This window comes from Spirillospora sp. NPDC048819, from assembly GCF_040650055.1.
Taxonomy (GTDB): Bacteria; Actinomycetota; Actinomycetes; order Streptosporangiales; family Streptosporangiaceae; genus Spirillospora.
Map to the genome: position 1 here is coordinate 1 of NZ_JBEZGN010000032.1, position 19971 is coordinate 19971.

General features: G+C 67.0%; 18 protein-coding genes. 13 read left to right on the forward strand and 5 right to left on the reverse strand.

Annotated elements, in window-relative coordinates; translation table 11 throughout:
* Positions 1-502: 502 nt before the first annotated feature.
* The 3 genes from AB0C35_RS33035 to AB0C35_RS33045 all read right to left on the reverse strand — a co-directional run bounded on the left by AB0C35_RS33035 (position 503) and on the right by AB0C35_RS33045 (position 4047).
* Positions 503-2020 (reverse strand): aldehyde dehydrogenase (NADP(+)), encoded by a 1518-nt coding sequence (locus AB0C35_RS33035; protein ID WP_358464690.1) that lies wholly within the window; start codon positions 2018-2020, stop codon positions 503-505.
* Between the two features lie 48 nt (positions 2021-2068).
* Positions 2069-3253 (reverse strand): CaiB/BaiF CoA-transferase family protein, encoded by a 1185-nt coding sequence (locus AB0C35_RS33040; protein ID WP_358464693.1) that lies wholly within the window; start codon positions 3251-3253, stop codon positions 2069-2071.
* 107 nt (positions 3254-3360) lie between these two features.
* On the reverse strand, positions 3361-4047 hold the full coding sequence (locus AB0C35_RS33045; RefSeq protein ID WP_358464695.1) for a GntR family transcriptional regulator: 687 nt from the start codon (positions 4045-4047) through the stop codon (positions 3361-3363).
* A gap of 404 nt (positions 4048-4451) precedes the next feature.
* On the opposite strand from AB0C35_RS33045, the gene AB0C35_RS33050 reads away from it, so the two are divergent.
* The 13 genes from AB0C35_RS33050 to AB0C35_RS33110 all read left to right on the forward strand — a co-directional run bounded on the left by AB0C35_RS33050 (position 4452) and on the right by AB0C35_RS33110 (position 17715).
* Positions 4452-5246 carry an SDR family oxidoreductase gene (locus tag AB0C35_RS33050; protein ID WP_358464698.1) on the forward strand — a complete coding sequence of 265 codons (795 nt, stop codon included), beginning with the start codon at positions 4452-4454 and terminating at the stop codon, positions 5244-5246.
* A complete protein-coding gene (locus AB0C35_RS33055; RefSeq protein WP_358464701.1) occupies positions 5243-6568 on the forward strand; it encodes a Rieske 2Fe-2S domain-containing protein in 1326 nt (441 codons plus the stop codon). Before AB0C35_RS33050 ends, AB0C35_RS33055 begins: the two co-directional genes overlap by 4 nt.
* Entirely contained in the window at positions 6552-7049 is a 498-nt protein-coding gene (locus AB0C35_RS33060) for an aromatic-ring-hydroxylating dioxygenase subunit beta (RefSeq protein WP_358464704.1), read from the forward strand. The genes AB0C35_RS33055 and AB0C35_RS33060 overlap by 17 nt, the downstream gene beginning before the upstream one ends.
* A gap of 36 nt (positions 7050-7085) precedes the next feature.
* Positions 7086-8315, forward strand: a complete 1230-nt coding sequence (locus AB0C35_RS33065) for an ABC transporter substrate-binding protein (RefSeq protein WP_358464707.1) — start codon at positions 7086-7088, stop codon at positions 8313-8315.
* A 13-nt stretch (positions 8316-8328) separates the two neighbouring features.
* Positions 8329-9201, forward strand: a complete 873-nt coding sequence (locus AB0C35_RS33070) for a branched-chain amino acid ABC transporter permease (RefSeq protein WP_358464710.1) — start codon at positions 8329-8331, stop codon at positions 9199-9201.
* A complete protein-coding gene (locus AB0C35_RS33075; protein ID WP_358464713.1) occupies positions 9198-11018 on the forward strand; it encodes a branched-chain amino acid ABC transporter ATP-binding protein/permease in 1821 nt (606 codons plus the stop codon). Before AB0C35_RS33070 ends, AB0C35_RS33075 begins: the two co-directional genes overlap by 4 nt.
* Before the next feature lies 1 nt (position 11019).
* Positions 11020-11754 (forward strand): ATP-binding cassette domain-containing protein, encoded by a 735-nt coding sequence (locus AB0C35_RS33080; RefSeq protein WP_358464716.1) that lies wholly within the window; start codon positions 11020-11022, stop codon positions 11752-11754.
* 1 nt (position 11755) lies between these two features.
* Positions 11756-12592 carry an alpha/beta fold hydrolase gene (locus AB0C35_RS33085; RefSeq protein ID WP_358464719.1) on the forward strand — a complete coding sequence of 279 codons (837 nt, stop codon included), beginning with the start codon at positions 11756-11758 and terminating at the stop codon, positions 12590-12592.
* Between the two features lie 211 nt (positions 12593-12803).
* Positions 12804-13010, forward strand: a complete 207-nt coding sequence (locus AB0C35_RS33090; protein ID WP_358464722.1) for a hypothetical protein — start codon at positions 12804-12806, stop codon at positions 13008-13010.
* Positions 13007-13912: a 3-carboxyethylcatechol 2,3-dioxygenase gene (locus AB0C35_RS33095; protein WP_358464725.1), complete on the forward strand. Its 906-nt coding sequence runs from the start codon at positions 13007-13009 to the stop codon at positions 13910-13912. Before AB0C35_RS33090 ends, AB0C35_RS33095 begins: the two co-directional genes overlap by 4 nt.
* A gap of 291 nt (positions 13913-14203) precedes the next feature.
* The gene (hpaH, locus tag AB0C35_RS33100; protein ID WP_358464982.1) at positions 14204-15007 is read left to right on the forward strand and encodes a 2-oxo-hept-4-ene-1,7-dioate hydratase; all 804 of its coding nucleotides are present in this window, start codon (positions 14204-14206) and stop codon (positions 15005-15007) included.
* A 12-nt stretch (positions 15008-15019) separates the two neighbouring features.
* Positions 15020-15778 carry an HpcH/HpaI aldolase/citrate lyase family protein gene (locus AB0C35_RS33105; protein WP_358464728.1) on the forward strand — a complete coding sequence of 253 codons (759 nt, stop codon included), beginning with the start codon at positions 15020-15022 and terminating at the stop codon, positions 15776-15778.
* An 800-nt stretch (positions 15779-16578) separates the two neighbouring features.
* Positions 16579-17715 (forward strand): hypothetical protein, encoded by a 1137-nt coding sequence (locus AB0C35_RS33110; RefSeq protein WP_358464731.1) that lies wholly within the window; start codon positions 16579-16581, stop codon positions 17713-17715.
* On the opposite strand, the gene AB0C35_RS33115 is transcribed toward AB0C35_RS33110, so the two are convergent.
* Together AB0C35_RS33115 and AB0C35_RS33120 are read right to left on the reverse strand one after the other, a co-directional pair.
* Complete coding sequence (locus tag AB0C35_RS33115) at positions 17660-18658, reverse strand: helix-turn-helix transcriptional regulator (protein ID WP_358464734.1); 999 nt, start codon at positions 18656-18658, stop codon at positions 17660-17662. The two genes, AB0C35_RS33110 and AB0C35_RS33115, sit on opposite strands and share 56 nt — an antisense overlap.
* 73 nt (positions 18659-18731) lie before the next feature.
* The gene (locus AB0C35_RS33120) at positions 18732-19970 is read right to left on the reverse strand and encodes an MFS transporter (protein ID WP_358464737.1); all 1239 of its coding nucleotides are present in this window, start codon (positions 19968-19970) and stop codon (positions 18732-18734) included.
* Position 19971: the final 1 nt, after the last annotated feature.

The following is a 19971-nucleotide window of genomic DNA, read 5'->3' on the forward strand; positions in this document are numbered from 1 at the left end:
GAGGTGGCCGTCTCACGTCACGGGGACTCGCCCATCACGACACGAACAGGTCATAGGTCACACAGACCCCATACACCACTCTCATGGACGTGAACCTGGCAGTCGATCTCGCGCGGGTCCCAACGCAGCATGTACTCGGCGGCATGTTGGGCGCACGCCTGGTCAATATTGGCAGCACTAATCGCTCGCGGACACGCACGATCATCCGCACAGGCTTGTCGGAGCAGGGCGCGGCTGTCGGTCAGCCAGCCGCCGGAGACCGGCCGCTGATACACCACAGGCAACTCCCGGATAACCACCGCCGCCCATGCTGGCAGACGACGTCCGCCCGGCACGGGCCTGAGCGGCTCCCCGGGCCTACCGCCGCCGGGTCGGGTCCAGACATTACGTCAACCTGAACGCCCCCGGCCGCTTGCTCCGCAAGCACCCCCGGCAAACGACCTTGGGCTGCCAGCACCCCCACCACCAGCCCCTCACACCAAACCCCGCCACACCAGTCCCCTCACCTGTGAGTCCAGGTTGGCAAAGCTTCAATGCGGCGCGGGATGGCCGGGCCGACGTCGCGCAGTTCTGGCGGAAGCACCGCTTGCGGCGCGTTCTGCCAGGCGACGGGACGCAGAAAACGCCGGATCGACGTCGTGCCGACCGAGGTGTGTAGCGGATTGGTCGTGGCGGGATGCGGCCCTCCGTGCTGCATCGCGTGGGTGATCGCCACACCGGTCGGGTAGCCGTTCCACACCAACCGACCGGCCTTAGCTATCAAGACGCCTGCCAGCCGGGCCGGCAAATCGGTCTCGTCGTCGCCGGTGTGCACGGTGGCGGTGAGATTACCCTTCAGCCGCCCGAGGGCGTCCATGAGTTCCGCTTCGTCGCTGTACTCGAGGAGGACGGCGGCGGGTCCGAAGCATTCCTCAAGCACGCGCTCTGTGAAGTCGCGGGCGCGGGTGGCGTACAGGACGGCCGACGCGACGTTCGCGTCGGCCGAGGCGGCGGCGGTGGCGACGACCTCGACCCCACTCTCATTGCTCAATCGCTCACAGTCGGCCACGAAGGCGTCGTGGATTCCGGCGTTCAGCATCCGACTCGGCCCAAGCTGTCTTACGCGGTCTGCCATCTCGGTAATCAGCTGGGTGCCCGCTTTGCCTGCGGGGATGAAGGCGAGGCCCGGTTTCGTGCAGAACTGCCCGCTGCCGAGCGTGAAGGAGTCGACGTACCCCGCGGCGATCTCACTGCCCCGTTCGGCGGCTGCCGCAGGCGTGATCACCAACGGATTGACGCTGCCCAGCTCGCCGTAGAACGGGATCGGGTCTGGCCGTGAGCAGGCCACGTCGAACAGGGCGCGCCCGCCGCGGTAGGACCCGGTGAAGCCGACCGCGCGGATCGCGCCATGCCGGACCAAGTCGATTCCGGCCTGACGGCCGTAAAGCAGGCCGAGGGTGCCCTCCGGCGCGCCGGCCTCGGCCGCGGCGGCCGTCATGGTGTCGAAGCACAGTCGCGAGGTCGCCGGGTGCGACGGATGCGCCTTCAGCACGACGGGGCAGCCCGCGGCGAGCGCCGCCGCTGTGTCGCCGCCCGGGACGGAGAAGGCCAACGGGAAGTTGCTTGCGCCGAAGACGGCGACCGGCCCCACTGGGACGAGCATGCGCCGCACGTCGGGCCGAGGTCCCATCGGTGTCGGGGCGGCATGATCGATGGTCGCCTCGAGATACGAGCCTTCCTCCAGAGCCCCGGCGAACGCCCGGAGTTGGAAGCAGGTGCGGGTGAGTTCGCTGTCCAGCCGCTGCTCGCCCAGTGCGGTTTCGTCGTCGGCGACTGCGACGATCGCCGCTCGCTCGTCCTCCAAACCGTCAGCCATTGCGCGCAGCAGCCGCGCCCTGCCGTCACGGCCCATCGCCTCCAGGGTCGGGAATGCGAAGGCTGCCCGCGCGCAGGTGGCGTCGACGTCGCGGTGCGTGCTTTCCTCACCGACCACCATGCGGATCTTTCCGGTGCGCGCGTCCACGCTCGTTACCGTGGTCATCTGGGGCTCGCCCTCCTGTGCGGTGCGGCTTTGCGGTCTTGTGCGAACTCACTTCCGATCGCCGGCCTGGTTCAGCTCGCTGGACAGGCTTGCGGTCGGGTCTCCTGACAGCCACTGCTTCACCTCGGCGGTGTCCGCGCCGAGAGGCGGCGGCGGGCGGTGGTACTCGACCGGGCTGTTGTTCAGGCGCAGTGGACTGGCCAGTGTGGCGACCGCGGCGTCATCGAAGTGGGCGACCGGGGCCAGCCCAAGATCGGCTGCGAGACCGAAGGCGGTGGCGAGATCGTTGACAGGGCCGCAGGCGAGACCGGCGGCCTGCAGCCGCTGGGTCCAAGTGGATGCAGAGTCGGTTTTAAGGGTGGTTTGGAGTTCGGTCACCAGGTCGGCGCGGTGTTGCACCCTTGCAGAGTTCGTTGCGAATCGTTCGTCTTGGGCCAGTTCATGGCGGTCGAGGGCCGCGCAGAGCGTGGCGAACTGGCGATCATTGCCCACTGCGACGGCGATCGGCCGATCCCTTGTGGTCAGGGTCTCGTACGGTGCGATGCTCGGGTGCTGGTTTCCCATGGCGGTCGGGACGCCGGCGCCGTTCACGTAGGCGGTCCCTTGGTTGACCAGTGAGGCGAGCAGGCTCGACAGCAGGTTGACCTCTACGTGTTGCCCCAGCCCGGTCCGTTCGCGTTCGCGTAGTGCCGCCAGGACGGCGATCGTGGCGTGCAGGCCGGTGAGCACGTCGACGAGTGCCACCCCGACCTTGGTCGGCTGCTCAGGATGGCCGGTGATGCTCATCAGGCCGCCGACGGCCTGCACAACGAAGTCGTAGCCGGGAATGTCCGAGTCGCCGCCGAATCCGGAGATGGAGCCGTAGACGAGGCCGGGGTTGTCCTTCCGCAGGGCCTGGGTGTCGAGACCGAATCCGGCGAGCCTTCCCGGGCGAAAGTTCTCCAGCAGCACGTCGGCCCGGCATGCAAGCGTTCGGGCCAGTGCCGCGTCGGAGCCGAGACTGAGATCGAGCACGACGCTGCGCTTGTTGCGGTTGACGCTGGCGAAGTAGGTGCTCATCGACCCGACGTAGGGAGGACCCCAGGTGCGGGTGTCGTCACCACCCCCGGGCCGTTCCACCTTGATGACCGTCGCGCCGAGGTCAGCGAGGAACATCGACGCCAACGGGCCGGCCAGCACGCGGGTGAAGTCGGCGACGAGAACGCCGCGCAGTGGGCCACCGTCCAAGCTCATCTTGCCTCCCGAAGGGAACGTTCGTCGGATCCGTGCTCACCTTTGAGGGCCCAGCGAGAATCCACACCCTGACCGTGGGTCGGGTGCTCGCCGGGATCCCCCGCCTGCTACCTGCCAGGCGCGTTCGTATGCTGCTTCACCAGCGTCTTCAGGCCCTCGATCGCGCTCATGCGGTGGCTGTTGAGCAGACGCAAGACCTCGTCGACGGTGCCGGCCTCGACCGCGTCGATGATCGCGTTGTGTTCGTCATAGGCGGCCTTGCGGTTCTCGGACTCGGCGAAGTAGACGGACCTGTAGGGGTCGGTGGTGTTCCACAGATCGTCGAGCATCTTGGTGAGGGTCGGCATGTTCGACGGCTGGATCAGCTGGAAATGGAATGACCGGTTGGCCACCGTCAGCACCGTCGAGTCTTCGGCCGCGCGCATTGATTCGTTGAGCTCGCGCATCCGGTCGACGAGATCAGGCGGGGCCAGAGCGAGGGTCTCAACGGCCGCCTCGGTCTCGAGTAGCTCCCGGATGCGATATATCTCGTCGATCTTGTCAAAGTCGATCTCGGCGACGAAGTAGCCGCGGTGGGGTTCGTACCGGATCCGTCCCTCGCCCTCGAGGATCCGCATCGCCTCGCGGATGGGCACCCGGCTCACGCCGAGATGCTCGGCGATCTCGACCTGACTCAGGTGCGTTGACGGGGGAAGTACACCCTGGACTATCAGCCGCCGCAGCTCCGCGACGACCGCCTGAAGCGCGGTCGGCGGCCGGTGGTAGGTGCTGTTACCAGGCGAAATGTTGTCCATCGATGATCTCCGGTCGGATGACTTCAAACCTTGTGCTCCAATTTTGACTCATGTATACAGTACATCGTCTCCACCTGGAAGGGAGGGGCGATGCCGTACTTGATCGCCGAAACATGTGTCGATGCTCAGGACCTGTCCCGCATCGAGGAGTCCCCGATCGACTGCATCTGCGACGGAGCGCAGTGCAACATCAACCAGAACGAGTGCATCGAGTGGGGTACGCGCGAGTTCGGGCCCCCGGTGACGGCGACCTGCAGTGCGCCGAGCCTGCCGAGCCGGTGGCACCCATATCTGGACTACGGCCGAAAAATCTTCTTCGCTGCGGGGGGCGACCCGGCATCCGGTCGGCACGGGAAGTCCGGGCGTCGGCCCGTGAACGCGTCAACCGTCGCAGCGAGCGCGACATGACAGCCCCCGGCTTGGGTACTCGCTTCGGCGCCGAGGGCACGGCGGTGGTGACCGGCGCCGCGAGCGGCATCGGGCTGGCGACCGCGATGCGGTTGGCCGACGGCGGCTACGACGTGCTCGCCCTTGACCGGAACTCGCCGCAGCCGTCGTGGGAAGGCGACCACTCGATCGATTTTCGCTGCGTCGACGTTCGTGATGTTCCGGCTTTGCAGGCGACGGTACGCGACGGGCTGGCAGACCGCCCGCCGCTGCGAGCCGTGTGCTCAGCAGCCGGCGTCCGGCGGCCCATGCCCCTGTCACGCCTCACGGTCGACTCGTGGGACGAGATCTTCGATGTGAACGTTCGCGGGGTCCTCTTCCTGTTGCAGGAGTGTCTTCCACACCTTGCCGATGGCGCGTCGGTCGTCCTGGTCGGTTCGCCGTCCTCGGTGGCCGACACCACCGACCTTGCCTACGCCGCCTCGAAGGCGGCCGTGGGCACGCTCGCCCGGACCCTGGCGCTGGCCCTGACACCGCACGGCGTTCGCGTGAACGTCGTCTCGCCGGCCTTCACCTCTACCGGGATGACACGGGAAGCCGATGACTCTCGCCGTGCCGACGCCGCACGGCGGAACGTGGCGGGCCGGGTGAACGAGCCGCGTGACATCGCGAACGCGATCGCCTGGCTGTGCGGCCCCGAGGCCGCCACCGTCTCGGGGACCGTCGTCGACGTTGGCGGCGTGGCAGGCATGCCGGCGCGTGCGGGCATCCCGATCGGTGACCTGATCTGCGAAGGCGGTTCCCTGAAATGAAAACGACATCCGGCCCGGCGACGTTCACCCCGTGGGAGGACATCGATCGCGTGGACCCGTCTGTCTACACCGACGAGGCGGCCTGGGAGGACGAGCAGAGAGTCTTCGCCACCGGTTGGAACTTCCTGGCGCACGAGTCCGAGATTCCCAACCCGGGTGACTTCGTTGTGCGCTACATCCTCCGGGACTCCATCATCGTGTGCCGCGGCAAGGACGGTGTCGTGCGCGCATTCTTCAATGTGTGCCGGCATCGCGGAATGCAGGTGTGCCGGGCCGAGATCGGCAACACCAAGCGGTTCACTTGCCCCTACCATGGCTGGCTCTACGACACGACGGGCCGGTTGACGAGCCTCCCGCTCGAGCGGCCGTTCTTCGCCGCGGACGGGCTCGACCGAGAGCGCTACTCCCTGCGCGAACTGCCCGTCATGGAAATCATCGAGGGCTTTGTCTTCGGCAGCCTCGACCCCGGCGTCGCGGCGCTCGAGGCGTTCCTCGGCGACTACCTGTGGTACTTGCGCATCCACACCAGGCGTGACCCGGCGGGCCTGGAGGTGATCGGGGAACCACAGCGATGGCTGGTGCAGGCGAACTGGAAGATCGGTGCCGAGAACTTCATGGGCGACAGCTACCACGCCCAGTACACGCATCGAAGCGTCTTTGAGATCGGTCTGCATCCGAACACCGCGAGCGATTTCAAGGGGACCGGCCGCCGCAACGGCGTCCATGTGAACGCCGGCCCCGGGACGATGGCCTTCGCGCGGCAGAGTGCGGCCGAGCGGGGCTATCCCGACCCGATGACCACAATGTTCGAGCGGTCGTTGCCTGCTGAGCAGGCCCGGCTTCTTCTGCACGACGGACCGTACTGGCCGACGCGCGGGCATCTGTTCCCCAACCTCAGCCTGCTGAACGCCGGCGCGAGGACGAGCGAGGACAACCTCGTGCCGTTCCTCAATCTGCGGCTGTGGCGTCCGCTCTCGGCCGGGGTCACCGAGGTCTGGTCGTGGGTGCTCGTGGAACGCAGCGCGAGCGCGGAGTTCAAGGAGCTCTCGGCCCGCGCGTACACGCTGACGTTCGGTACGACCGGCACCGAGGAGCAGGACGACGTCGAGAACTTCACCTCGATGCAGCGCGGCCTGTACGGGCGTGCGAGCACGGCCATCGACCAGGTTCTGGTGATGGGACGGGGTGTTGACCAGACGCACACGGCCGTCGACTGGTCCGGGCCGGGCCACGCCGTCGGCACGACCTACACCGACTCGGGGAACCGCTACTTCCACTATCTCTATCGCCAGGCCAGGAGGGTCGATGAGCAGCCAGGCTGAGAGGGCCGCGGAGTTCCTCTTCCGCGAGGCGGCCCTGCTGGACCACGGCGACCTGGACGGCTGGGTGGGGCTGCTGACCGACGACATCGAGTACAAGGTCCCCGTCCGCTCCACGCGCTACGGCCGTCCCGAAGACGAGTTCAGCCGCACATCGTTCCATTTCAACGAAGACCTGTTCAGCCTCAGCAAGCGAGCCGAACGACTGAAGAGCGCGTTCGCGTGGGCGGAGGATCCGCCGACCCGTACCCGGCATTTCATCAGCAACGTGTACGTGGTGGACCGCGACGGCGACGAACAGATCCGGGTCCGCTCCAACCTCATGCTCGTCCGTACCCGCTTCGACGACGCCCGTTCCGAGGTCCTGACCGGCGAACGGACGGACATCCTGCGCGGCGGAGAAGAGTCGCTGCGACTGGCCCGCCGCACCGTCCACCTGGACCAGACCACGCTCCCAGCGGGCAGCATCTCCACCTTCCTCTGAGCGCCAGCCCCTGACCGAACGTGAAGGAGTCCCCCAATGTCCCGTATCTCACGGCGCGGTCGTGTTCGTGCCGCCGTGCTGCTCGCCGCAGCCGGTTCGCTGGTACTGACCTCCTGCGGGTCCGCCGGAAGTGATCAACAGAAGAGCGTCAAGTTCGTCGTGCTGGGCGCGTTCACCGGAAAGTCGGCCAGTCAGAACGCTCCAATTCTGCAGGGGGCGAAGGTCGCCGAGCGCGTGCTGAACGAGCAGGGCGGGATCTCCGGCCGCCCGGTCGAACTGGTCACGAAGGATGACCGGGGTGAGATCGCGTCGATGGTCACGGCGGCGCGGGAGGCCATCACCGACGAGGACGTGTACGCCGTGTTCGTGGGCAACGGAACGCCTGGCGCGCTCGCTGTTCAGCCGATCCTTCAGCCCAGCGGTGTCGCGGTCTTCTCGGTGGCGACCGGACCGCAGGTCAGCAACGAGAAGTGGCCCGGCTTCTACCGGATGAACTCCAACGCCGCCAAGGAGGCCACGCGACTGGTGGAGCATTTCAAGTCCAGCGGCAAGAAGTCGCTGGGGCTCCTCTGGGAGAACAACGACTACGGCTCCGGCTTCGCGAACTCGGTGAAGGCCGCCGCCAAGAGCGCGGGCGTTCCGGTGGCCGCGTCCGAGTCGGTCGCACCGGGAAGCACGAACCTGACACCTGAGGTCGGCAAGCTGCGCGCGGCCGGCGTCGACTATCTCACCACCGCGCTGCTGCCCGCCGAGACCGTGACCGCGAGCCGGGCCATCGCCTCCGTCGGGCTCGACGCCATGGTCGTCATGAACGGCGCCGACATGGCCTTCCCTGCCGGGCGTGCCCTCCTCGGCGAGTCCGGGGCCGGGATCATGTTCCGCTACTTCGTGTACCCGTTCGACCCCGTGCTGCAGACGAAGCCGGACACACCCGTGGCGGAGACCGAGATGTCGGCCGAGGCCAAGAAGTTCTGGAGCGTCTGGTACGAGGCCAACGGCAAGCGCGTGGACATCGCCGGTCATTCCGTGACCGGGTTGCCGACCTACGACTGGTGGTCCTACGACGCAATGTTGATGGTCGGCAAGGCGATCGAGGCGGGTGCGGACGACCGCGCTCGTGTGGCCGCCGCGATCGACAAGATCGGTTCGTTCGACCTCGTCGCGAGCTACCGCGACATCGGTGACGGCCATGAGTTCCACCGCCCTGGCGATATGGCGTTCGGTCAACTCCAGGCCGACGGCACGATCAAGTACAACGTCAAGTGACGGGGGCCGGCGAATGAACTCGCTCGTGGCCGGCCTGGGCGTGGGGTGCATGTACGCGCTGCTCGCGCTGGGGTTCGCGGTCATCGCTCATGTCACCGGTATCGCGAACTTCGCCCAGGGGACCATCGCGATGGTCGCCGCCTACGCCCTGTTCTCGCTGGCGGACGCCGGGCTCGCCCTGCCCCTCGCGGTCATCCTGGCGTTGCTGAGCGGCGCCGTATGCGCCGCGCTCGTCCACCTCATCGCCGTCAAGCCATTGCGGGGCGAACACGAGTCTTTCACCTGGTTGCTCAGCATCGTGGGGGTGTCGTTCGCACTCGAAGGCCTGGCTGGGTTCGCCTACGGCTACGACGAACGTGTCGCGGTCCGCCTCCCAGGGGTGAAGGGATCCGTCGACATGGCAGGGGTGTCGGTGGAGCGGCTCTACCTGTTGATGGCCGTGCTGCTCGTGGTCGCCGTCATCCTGGTCGAGTTGCTGTTCGCGCGCTGGCATGCGACCGGGCGGGCGTTGCGCGCGGTCGCCGCGGACCCGACTTCGGCCGAACTGGCCGGTGTCCGCAGCGCCAGGCTGAAGATGGCCGCATGGTGCGCCGGCGGCGCCATCGCCGCCGTCGCGGGCATCGTGAGCGCGCCGATGCTGGTCCTGTCACCGAACATGGGCCACACCGTCGGCTTGCTCGCGGTCATCGCCGCCGTGGTCGGTGGCATGGGGCGGATCGGTCTGGCCCCTGTCATCGGCGGACTCCTGCTAGGCGTGACGCAGATCTCGGCGCAGTCCGCTTTCGGTGGGGAGTGGACGCAGATCGTGAGCGTCGTCGTGCTGTCGGGGGTCCTCATCCTCCGTCCGCAGGGGCTCCTCCCGGAACGGCACGGGAGGGCCGCATGATCGCCATGGATGTTTCTCCGGCGCTGCGAGCCGCAGGCGTCACGGCGACCGGAATCGCACTGCTGGCGGGTGCCCTCGCGATCGGTCCAAAGCACGCAGGCCTGTACGGCCTGTTCGTGATCACCTGGATCGGCCTGATGGGCCTCAACATAGTGTTCGGTCACGGAGGGCAGTTCAACCTCGCGCAGAACACGCTCTACGGCATCGGCGCGTTCGCTTACGGAGTGCTGACCACCCGGGGGATGAATCCGTGGCTGGGCGTGGCCATCGGAACGGCCTTCGGAGCGTTCTCCGGGGCGGCGATGACGTTCGTCGCGGGACGTGTGCGTGGCCTCGGTCTCGCGATCCTCACGCTCGGGATCGCGCTCGCCACCCCCGACCTGTTCAGCGCGACGTCACTGACCGGAGGCTTCAACGGGATAGTCGGCGTGCCGCCGCTCAGCGTCGGCGACAAGGTGCTCGCAGGCAACGGGCTGCTGGTGGTCCTCGCAGCGCTCGCCTTCCTCGTCCTCCTACTCACCCGGTACTGGCTCACCTCAAGCTGGGGCAGTGCGCTGCGGACGGTGGCGGCCGACCCCGAGGCGGCCGCGGGCATGGGACTCAACCCGTCGCGCTACCGGACGCTCGCACTCACACTAGGTGGCGCGATCATCGGATTCGCCGGCGCGCTTTACGGCGCTTACCAGGGGTATCTGGGCTACCTCTCCTTCCCGGTGACCATGGTCATTCTGTGGTACCTCGGTGTCATCCTCGGCGGCGCCGGGACGATCTGGGGGCCGTTGATCGGAGCCGGCGTCATCACGGTCGTGCCGGAGACCCTGCCGGTTTCCGATGACCTCCAGCCCGTCCTGTGGGGCGCCCTTCTGGTCGCCTTCGTGGTGCTGGCACCGCGTGGTGTCGTCGCTGGTCTCCACCGGCTGATGCCGCGGCCGAGCCGCTCTCTTCCCCTCGCCGAAACGGCGGTGGCCGCGCCGTCCGGCGACCTGCCGGAACGCGGCCGACCGGGGGGCGGGGTCGTGCTCGACGTCGAGGCGATGACGAAGCGCATCGGCGGGCTCGAGATCCTGCGGGACGTCTCGCTGCAGCTCAGGGCGGGCACGGTCACCGCGCTGCTCGGAGCGAACGGCGCCGGCAAGAGCACGCTGGTCAACTGTCTCTCGGGCTACCTGCCGCCCACGTCCGGAACCGTCCGGCTCGACGGCATCGACATCACCGGGGCGCCGCCGACGAAGGTGTACCGGCATGGGCTCGTCCGCACCTTCCAGCATCCCCGGTTGGTCACGCAGAGCACCGTGTTCGAAAACGTGCTCGCCGGCGTGCACGCGGTCGAGCGCCCGAATGCACTGCTGAGCGCACTCCCCGCAATCGTGACCCGCAAGACGCGTCGGCGGCAGGACCGAGCGGTCTCGGCGATGCTCACCGAACTCGGCATCGGCCACCTCGCCGGCGAGCGGGTGGGCGATCTGTCAGCCGGGAACCGCCAGGTCGTGTCGATCGCCCGGAGCCTGATGGCCAACCCGGCGGTGCTGCTGCTCGATGAACCGGTGGCCGGGCTCAGCCTGGAAGAGATGCGGCGCGCGGCCGAGACGATCAACATCATCGGGTCGCGGGGTGTCGCCGTCCTGGTCATCGAGCACCGCCTGGACTTCGTCCGATCGGTCGCCGAGGACGCCTACTGCCTGGACAGCGGCCTGCTCATCGCCCACGGCACGCTCGACCAGGTGCTCGGCGATCCGGAGGTGCGCAAGGCGTTCCTCGGAACCGCGGAGGCGAAGGTGCCGACATCGGAGCCAGTCGACGAGCCGAGGAGCAGGTGAGATGACCCAGGAGGTGCGCGCCGAGGCGCTGCGCGTGGCGTACGGCCCAGTGCAGGCGGTCCGTGAGGTGACCTTCGCCGCAAGCCGAGGCCGGGTCGTCGCGCTGCTCGGCCAGAACGGCGCAGGCAAGACGAGCCTGTTGAAGGCGCTGTCGGGACTGGTGAGACCGAAGGACGGCCGGGTCATCCTCGACGACAAGGACGTGACGCGGCGAGGCCCGGCGGAGCGGCTCGCCGCCGGCCTGAGCCACGTCCCCGAGGGGCGCCGCCTGTTCGTCACCGAGACGGTGTACGACAACCTGCTCGTTGGGGGGCATCTGCGACGCCGGTCAGGCGGGCTGCACGCGAAGGCCCAGGCGCTGCTCGGTGACGTGCCGGCACTCAAGGGACACCACCGGCGCCAAGCAGGGCTGCTTTCCGGCGGCCAGCAACAACTCGTCGCCATTCTGCGGGGACTGATGAGTGATCCACATTACCTTCTGCTCGACGAGCCGTTCAACGGACTGGCGCCAACGGCCCGCGAGGACGTCGGCCAGCTGATCCGGGACATTGCCGCCGCGGGTGCCGGCGTCGTCGTGGTCGAGCAACTCGCCGCAGCGGTGCTGCCGATCGCCGATGACGTCGTCGTTATGAACAACGGGCGGGTCGTGCTCACCGGAGACGGAGCGGAACTGCGGGACGGCGCCGCTGTCTACGACGCCTATCTCGGAAACCATCGATCGGAAGAGGAAACCTGACATGCCTGAATTCAGCGGAATCACCCAACGGTCGGTGGCGATCAGCGGCCACGAGACGCGCTACCTGCGATCCGGGTCGGGTCGGCCCGTCGTGCTCATCCACGGGTCGGGCGCGGGCGTGTCGGCCGCCGCGAACTGGTGGCCCACGATCAACCCCCTCGCCGAGCACTACGACGTGATCGCGCCCGACCTGTTCGGGTTCGGCGCGAGCGCCAACAGCGAGGACCTGCCGTACGGCATCGGCCTGTGGGCCGACCAGATCGTCGAGCTGATCGCGCGCCTGGAACTGGCCGACCCGGTACTCGTCGGCAACTCGCTCGGCGGATGGGTGGCACTCGACGTCGCCCGGCACCACCGCGACCTGCTGCGCGGCCTGGTGCTGATGGGAACGGGCGGGACCCCCCAGTCCGCCACGCGGGCAATCCGGCAGCACCGCCGGTACGAACCGGGCCTCGATGCCATGCGTCAATTGCTGACTGACTTCGTCCACGACCGCGAGCACGTGACGGACGCACTCGTCATGGAGCGCTACGAAGCGAGCCGTGCACCCGGCGCCGAAGCGGCGTACGCGAAAACGACCGCCGCACGAGCACGCGACCGCGAGGAACGCCCGGTCGACCCCGACGCCCTGCGCGACCTCGACATCCCCGCCCTGCTCATCCACGGGAAGGAAGACCGAATCATCCCGTGCACGTCGAGCGAGTCCCTGGCGAAGGTCATGCAGGCGGCGGACCTTCACCTGTTCGCCCGTTGCGGTCACTGGACGCAGATCGAATACCCGCGCAAGTTCAACGCCCTCGTCCTGCAGTTCCTGGACGAGTTGGACCGCGCAGCATGACCGAGTCCGATGCCCTGGTCGTCTGCGCCCGACCGGCCGGTTTGTACGGCGCGCGCCACGCGGGGGTCCACAGGATCATCGTGGACCCGTTGCCGGCGCCAGCCGGGCAGATCGCCACTCTGTACCCGGACAATCCAATCGGTGACGTGGCTTCATCCGGCTGGCGCCGGCTGACGACCACTCAACGGACTTCACCGCCACAGGCCACCGGATGGCGAAGACCGTGCTGATCGCCGACGGGCTCGGGATGGAGGTGCGCGGCGGCCGGCATGTCGAGGGAGCGTCGGTACGCGACCGCGCCACCGGCGAGTTGCTCTGGCTGCCCGTCAAGGCGATCGTCGCGGCCGCCGCCTTCATCACCGACCCGGCGGCAGAAATCTTCCCCAGTCACTCCACCGACCTGCCGATCTCCGCGTGAAAGCCGCGGCGGTTCCAGAAAGGCAAGGCACCATGACCGTTTCGACGGCGGCCGGCCAGCTGGTGGTGTGCGCAAGCCACAGCCCCGGCCTCGCCCGCGATGTGGACGAACGGCAGGGCCTCGTGTTCCGCGCGGGGATGGAGGCCGCCAGGTCGCGAGTGGCAGCGTTCGCGCCCGACGTGGTCGTCTTCTTCGGCAGCGACCACCGGCGCACGTTCACCGACATCGTTCCCGCGTTCGCGATCGTCACCGAGGCGGCCGGGCTCGGGGACCTCGGCTCACCGACCGGCCGCTACGACGTTCCCGCCGACACCGCCGATCGCATGGCGAAACACCTGCTCGACCATGGCTTCGACGTCGCGGTGGTGCGCGGGGCTAGGCTCGACCACGGGTTCGGGCAGACTTTCGCACAGCTCGTCGGGATGCTCGGCGGCGTTCCGGTCCTCCCCGTCTTCGTCAACTGCGCGACGCCGCCATTGCCCGCGTGCGCGCGCGTGTGGGAGTTGGGCGAAGCCGTTGGCCGCTACACGCGTGGCATCGCCGAACGGCCGCTGTTCGTCGGGTCGGGTGGGCTCTCCCACTCTCCGCCGAGCCTGGAGGGTACGGCGGTCGGTCTCTCTGACGAGGAACGGACCAGGGTGAACCGTGAGGGCTTCGAAGCCGCCAAGACCAAGATCGATCCGGTATGGGATCGGGAGTTCCTCGGCAGGCTGAGCGCGTACGACCGGCCCGCCTTGAAGTCGCTTACCGACGACGCGATCGGCCTCGCCGGAGTCGGCGCCCAAGAAGTACGCACATGGTTGGCCGCGGCCGCGGCCGGTGGGGTGGCGCTCCAGACCGTGGCGTACGAGCCCGTTCCCGAGTGGATCACCGGCATGGGCGTCGCGATGAGCGCTCCGTGAGCGTCTCGGCGGCGTCGTCCACGGCGGGTACAGAAATCGGCGATCAGCACCGGCCCGATTACGTCGGTCGAGCTGATGAATTCTCTGCAGCCGGATCGAACGGCTCGACAACGAGGTCGACATCGTCGGTGCCCAGGATTTCGAGGACGCGCGGGCCCGTGAAGGATGTCGATGAGCTCCGCCGCGGCCCGGACATCAACATTCCGCCCCTAACGCATGCGGCTGGCTGAGTCACGCCAACGAACGCAGGCGGCAGTACGAGACATATATTCGACCGGAAGGTTTAGCAGGATGTTGAGTGAGCGAACGGTAGCCAAACTGGCGGAGGACCTGGAGTCGGCCGAGAGCGCACGACGGCCGATCCGCCATTTCACCCGCACCCACCCGGACATGACGATCGAGGACGGGTATGCGGTGCAGGCGGCCTGGGTGAAGCGCAAGGTAGCGCACGGCGCAGTGGTACGGGGACACAAAGTCGGCCTGACGTCCCGCGTCATGCAGGAGGGCGCGGGCATCGACGAGCCCGACTATGGCGTTCTGCTCGATCACATGTTCTTCACCGACGGCGCGACGCTGCCCACATCGAGGTACATCGCCCCCCGCGTGGAGGTCGAGTTGTGCTTTGTGACGAACAGGGCGCTGCGCGGCCCGAACTGCACGATCTTCGACGTCCTTGACGCGACCGACTATGTCGTCCCGGCGCTTGAGATCATCGACACACGGTTCCACCGCTTCGACCCTGACACCAACGCGCCACGGAAGATCGCGGACACCATCGCGGACAACGCTGCGAACTGCGCTGTCGTCATCGGAGGACGACCGGCTCGACCGCTGGAGACCGACCTACGATGGGTGTCCGCTGTCATGTACCGAAACGAAACGATCGTCGAGTCCGGCGTCGCGGCTGCGGTGCTCAACCATCCCGCGAACAGTGTGGCTTGGCTGGCGAACAGACTCGCGGCACATGCCGACCACATCGCCGCCGGGGAGATCGTCCTCGCCGGGTCGTTCACCCGCTCTGTACCAGTGGCGAGCGGTGAAACGTACCTGTGTGACTACGGACCGTTCGGCACGATCACGTGCCGGTTCGGCTGAAAAGGGGAGACCGTGGAAGCGTCGGCCAACACCTTCCTTCACTCGATCGGCAGCGGTCGGGCCCAGATCGGGATCTGGGCGAACCTCACCGATCCCGTCACCGCTGAGATCTGCGCCGGAGCGGGCTTCGACTGGATGCTCATCGACGGTGAGCATGCTCCCAACGACGTGCGGACCATCCTCGCGTTGCTCCAAGCGGTCCAGCCTTACCCGACGGCACCCATCGTCCGCCCGGCCATAGGGGACCCGGCCCTGCTGAAGCAACTGCTTGACATCGGCGCCCGTACCCTGCTCGTCCCCATGGTGGACACCGTCGACCAGGCCGAGGCGATCGCAAGAGCAGTGTGCTACCCGCCGGTCGGGGTCCGCGGCGTCGCCGGCCAGACCCGTGCGGGGCGGTGGGGACGCCGTGAGCACTACCTGGAGAACGCACGTGACGAGATATGCCTGATCGTTCAGATCGAGACCGTCACCGGCTTGGCCAACGCGGATGCGATCGCTGCCGTGGACGGGATCGATGCCGTCTTCGTCGGCCCGGCCGATCTCGCCGCATCCCTCGGCCACCTCGGCCGGCCGGCCCATCCCGATGTCCAGGACGCCGTCCGCCGAGTGCGAGAGGCCGCGGAGGGCGCGAGGAAACCAGTCGGGATCTTGACGCTCGACGAGGAACTAGCCCACAGATACCTGGACGGGGGTTTCTCTTTCGTCGGCGTCGGCATCGACACACATCAACTCGTCAACGCACTATCCGGCCTGCGAGGCCGGTTCTAGGTGGTGGACGACCGAAAAGCGCAGGCAGTTCACCATTGATGGTCCGGGTGAGAACGGCGGCCTGGCGAACACCGTGGAGCCGGCATTCGGTCTGTCGAGGATCCCAGCACTGGAGGTACTCAGCGACGTGACGCGCGCACGCCTGATCGCTGTCGGTGGCCCCAAACACGTCGTGAACACGAACGATCACCCGGCCAGGGCCCTCAGTGCAGGTTCGGACGAAACGGTGCGGGCGGCACAACCGAGCCGCCATGCCTCGAACTGGTCGCTGGAAAGGCGGAAGGACGCAGGGCCGTCGGTATAACGCTGGGCCTCGCAAGGTGTGCGCGGGTGTAGCTGGTCCACTTGTCGAGTTCGCCGGGCGTTTGGGCCTCTTGCGGGTTCTCTAGCTTGGAGGCAAGGCGGTTGAGCATCTCCCGCGTAGTCGATCGATCGGCAGGCGCCGTTGATCCGGCCGTCCTCGTGCGCTGCAACGCTATCCCTTGTGATGGCAAGGCGGGCCCTCAACGCCAGTGCATGTGCCCGAAGGGAGGCAAAGGTTGGATCGGCAAGCAGTTCCGGCGAAGCCGGTGCCATGGTCGAGGTGTCAACCGCTACTCGCGCCTCGTCAGCGCGCAGAGCCTTGGTGTACTTCGCGTCGTCGCGGGCGGCCCGGCGGGCATACCGCCGGGCGGTGGACTGTTTCCCCGTCAAGTCACCGTGTCGAATCCATTCAGAGGGTTGGCAGGTGCTTCGAACAGCACCTCACCCGGCGGCGTATTTCGGGTGACACTGCGGATCCGCGGGTCCAGGCTGGCTTCATGCGCCTCCTCTCTTCGGCCGTGATCGGCTGTGCGGCCGATCTCTCGATCCGTAACTTCAACGCGGGTGAACTGAACCTGTTGTTCCTCCGCGCTGGTCTAGGCGACTTCGCACCGGGTTCGGCGTACGGCAAGTCCGCTCTGGTTTCCAGCGGGATCACCCCGGCTCTACAGGCGGCCAACGCAGGAGACGAGGGGGCCAAGGACGGGCTGAACAAGTTCGTGCTGTTGGTGGCTGAGCAGGTGGCGCCCCGGTTTGGCGGAAGCGTGATCGAGGCCGGGAGCGACTTCTGGAAGTTGCGCGAGGCGGCAAGGTCGGACGGGTTCGAGTTGGAGGCGGAGTTCACATCCGGCGAGGAGGATGGAGCGTTGGTCGGAGTGCGGCTGCTGCCGCTGGACGAGCCGACGATGCCATTAAGCGCGGAGATCACGGCACTGGAGGCCGACTTCACCGACCTCGGCCTGAGCGTCGCGCTCAACCACTACCGCCAAGCGGTCACGAACTTCGTCGAGCAGAACTTCGAGGCGGCCAACGGACAGCTTCGCGCAATGCTGGAGTCGGTGATCATCCACTTCGCTGTGACGCAGGGTTTCACGCAGACCCGGCAGGGCGACGGCGGCCGGGCCATCGCTCATCTGAGAGACAACGGTCACCTGCCCGAGCGAGAGGGCGGCGACCTCGTTCGCGGCCTGTGGTGGATGACTCATACCAATGGGCCGCACCCAGGGACGACCACCTCGGGCGAGGTCCACTTCCGCATGCAGACGATGACCGCTGTGGCCCCTGATCGACCGGTTTCACCGCGCTGTCCCATAGATCGCGGCCGCCCCGGGCTCCAGGAGATGACCCGGGGTTGGCGGAGGAGCGGCAATGTGAGTTTTGAGGGCGAGACCTGCCGTGTGGCGCGCGTTCCTGCTTCACATTCAGGACGACAGGGCCTGGTTCAGGTGGAGCGACGAGCTGTTCGAAATGGAGTAGAGCGGGCAGGACCTTGCGCTCGGCGGCGCCCTCTGGGTGCAGAGCCAACTACCGACAACCTTGGTACCGCTGCGCAGGAAGCCGTCTCGTGCGCCCTTGGAGTCAGTCCACCAGGCCTTGCTGGACGGCGACTACTCCCAACTGAAACCGTGTTTTGATTCCGAGGTTCTCTCGAAGGGTTTTGATGTGTCGGCGAACGGTAGTGAGACTCAAGTCCACTCGCTCTGAGATGGCCTCGTCTGACAGACCCTGCACAAGGAGCCGGAGAATTTTGATGTGGATATCTGGGAGGCCAGTGCTGTTGCGTCCGGTTCCCCCAAAGGGGATGGCTTTCTCCCAGAGCAGTTCGAAGTACTCGCGGAGTGCACCTACGATCACTGAGGATTGGACGAGAAGCGCACCAGTCGTCTCGGACGACGTGAGGGGAAGAATCGCGATCGCCTCGTCGGCGAGCCCCAGGCTCATACGAATACGCGGAAGTATTCGAACCTGAATGCCCGTCTCGGCTAGCACCTCCAACTTGTCGGGTGTGGCTGCTTCTGGCAGGAAGTCGGCATCGTAGATCGCTCTGCATCGGTCGCCGCGTTCCACAGGGGAGGGCGCCACGGCGCTGCCGATTCGTCCCACTGGTTCAGTCGGCGCGTGGTTGCTCAGGGTCAACCATTCGCGCTGCACTGAGCCCATGAGTGTGCTGGTCAGTCTGCTGACTTCGTCGCTGTCGGTGATGAGTTGCGCCAGTTGTCCCACTGACGGGTCTGCCGCTGGGCCAATGGTTGCTGAAAGGTCGCATATGCGCTGGTATCCACCCAGGAGCCTTTCGTAGTCGGCGAGCGCCTCCTGGGCGAGGCCGACGAGCGTGTGCTGCAGCACCACATCCATCGGAACCGGCATCAGGCGGGATGGCTGGTCGGCTTCCGGCTCATGGATCTGGGCCATGCCAGCGCGGACCAAGCTGTTTACCTCGTCCGCTCCCCCAAGGAAACCTGTGGCCTCGTCGGCCGGGGATCCACCTGTAGCGAGGAGCCGGAGATACAGATGAAGGAGATCTGCTTCCACGACGCCGCTGAGTAGACGAACGGCCTTCTCTTCGAGAGAACGCAAGCAGCAACCTCAAATCACGTTCTTTGGGTAGGCGTTTATATCCGACACGTCGCTATAGCAAAACCTAAGAGGCTCACGCGATAGCCCTTTTGGCTTCGCTTTTCGCCAAGGGCTCCTGATGAAGCAGACGCAGGGCAACCAGTGTGGAAAGCGTCGCGATGACAGCTATGGTCCCAGACCAGAACGCAAGCTTCCCGGGGCCGAAGACGCCGGCCAGTGGACCGGACGCCAGCATAATCAATGGCATGAGGACGTAGCTCGTGACCATGTTCCAACTGTTGACGCGAACGAGTACTTCTGGAGCAAATCGGTCCTGCAACGCAGTTGTCCACAGGACGTAGTAGACGGCTTGGAACACGCCAGGAATTACTGCTGCGACGGCGATCAACTGCCAGGGCGCTCCACTTCCCATCAGGAGCATCGGCAATGCCACCGACATGGGCAACAGCGCCGCCACGGGAATGGTCCGGCCGGGCTGCCACCGGGCGCCGACCAATGCGCCCATCACTGCCCCGAGGGGTTCGCAAGCGCGGATGAGGCCCCAGGCCCAAGCGCCACCATGCCCATCGGTGGCATAGAGCGGCCCAGCGATCTTGGTGTAGCAGACCACCGCGGTGGTGATCGCCGTGTACTGCAAGGTCATGATCCACACCCATGGGCGTCTCCCGAACTCCCGCCATCCGACCCGCAAGTCACGCAGAGGTCCGGTGCCGGGCTTGCTGGGACGCGAGGTGGCCAGCCTGCTGAGCAGCACGGCGCTCAGCGCACACAGGAAGCCCCGCATCGAGGCCGCCCATGCCGGGCCAACGGCAGTGACCATGGCTCCGGACGAGATCAGGCCGATAAGCAGGCCGATCGACTGGGTTTGGTTGACCAGGGCGTTCCCGGCCGGCCGGTCCGGTGAGTTGAGGAGATCGGCGATGATGCCGCGCAGCGTGGGCAGGAACATCGCGGTGGCGACGCCGCCAATGGCGCCGAGCGCGCACAGCAGCGCCAGGGGTGCTTTTCCGGTGAACAATGCGGCGCCGATGGCCAGCCAGGAGAGGCTGGCCAGCGTCTCGGCGCCCAGGAGCACGTGGTGCCGACGGAAGCGATCTCCGGCGACCCCGCCGCAGATGATGAGCAGAGCCGGGAACGCGTTGCAGGCCATGACCAGGGACAGGCCTTTGGCACCGTAGCCCAGGTTCATCACGCCCCAGGCCAGGGCGAGTTGCCCGAATCCGACGCTCGCGCTGGAGATGACGCGGGAGATGAACAGGGGTGCCACGGACGGGTCCCGGAACAGGGCCAGCGGCGATAGGAGACCGGACATT

Coding starts and splice junctions, on each gene's coding strand:
- AB0C35_RS33060 (WP_358464704.1), top strand. CDS start 6,552: ATGAGCAGCCAGGCTGAGAGGGCCGCGGAGTTCCTCTTCCGCGAGGCG.
- AB0C35_RS33090 (WP_358464722.1), top strand. CDS start 12,804: ATGGCGAAGACCGTGCTGATCGCCGACGGGCTCGGGATGGAGGTGCGC.
- AB0C35_RS33040 (WP_358464693.1), bottom strand. CDS start 3,253: ATGAGCTTGGACGGTGGCCCACTGCGCGGCGTTCTCGTCGCCGACTTC.
- AB0C35_RS33085 (WP_358464719.1), top strand. CDS start 11,756: ATGCCTGAATTCAGCGGAATCACCCAACGGTCGGTGGCGATCAGCGGC.
- hpaH (WP_358464982.1), top strand. CDS start 14,204: ATGTTGAGTGAGCGAACGGTAGCCAAACTGGCGGAGGACCTGGAGTCG.
- AB0C35_RS33080 (WP_358464716.1), top strand. CDS start 11,020: ATGACCCAGGAGGTGCGCGCCGAGGCGCTGCGCGTGGCGTACGGCCCA.
- AB0C35_RS33055 (WP_358464701.1), top strand. CDS start 5,243: ATGAAAACGACATCCGGCCCGGCGACGTTCACCCCGTGGGAGGACATC.
- AB0C35_RS33120 (WP_358464737.1), bottom strand. CDS start 19,970: ATGTCCGGTCTCCTATCGCCGCTGGCCCTGTTCCGGGACCCGTCCGTG.
- AB0C35_RS33065 (WP_358464707.1), top strand. CDS start 7,086: ATGTCCCGTATCTCACGGCGCGGTCGTGTTCGTGCCGCCGTGCTGCTC.
- AB0C35_RS33075 (WP_358464713.1), top strand. CDS start 9,198: ATGATCGCCATGGATGTTTCTCCGGCGCTGCGAGCCGCAGGCGTCACG.
- AB0C35_RS33045 (WP_358464695.1), bottom strand. CDS start 4,047: ATGGACAACATTTCGCCTGGTAACAGCACCTACCACCGGCCGCCGACC.
- AB0C35_RS33035 (WP_358464690.1), bottom strand. CDS start 2,020: ATGACCACGGTAACGAGCGTGGACGCGCGCACCGGAAAGATCCGCATG.
- AB0C35_RS33050 (WP_358464698.1), top strand. CDS start 4,452: ATGACAGCCCCCGGCTTGGGTACTCGCTTCGGCGCCGAGGGCACGGCG.
- AB0C35_RS33070 (WP_358464710.1), top strand. CDS start 8,329: ATGAACTCGCTCGTGGCCGGCCTGGGCGTGGGGTGCATGTACGCGCTG.
- AB0C35_RS33110 (WP_358464731.1), top strand. CDS start 16,579: ATGCGCCTCCTCTCTTCGGCCGTGATCGGCTGTGCGGCCGATCTCTCG.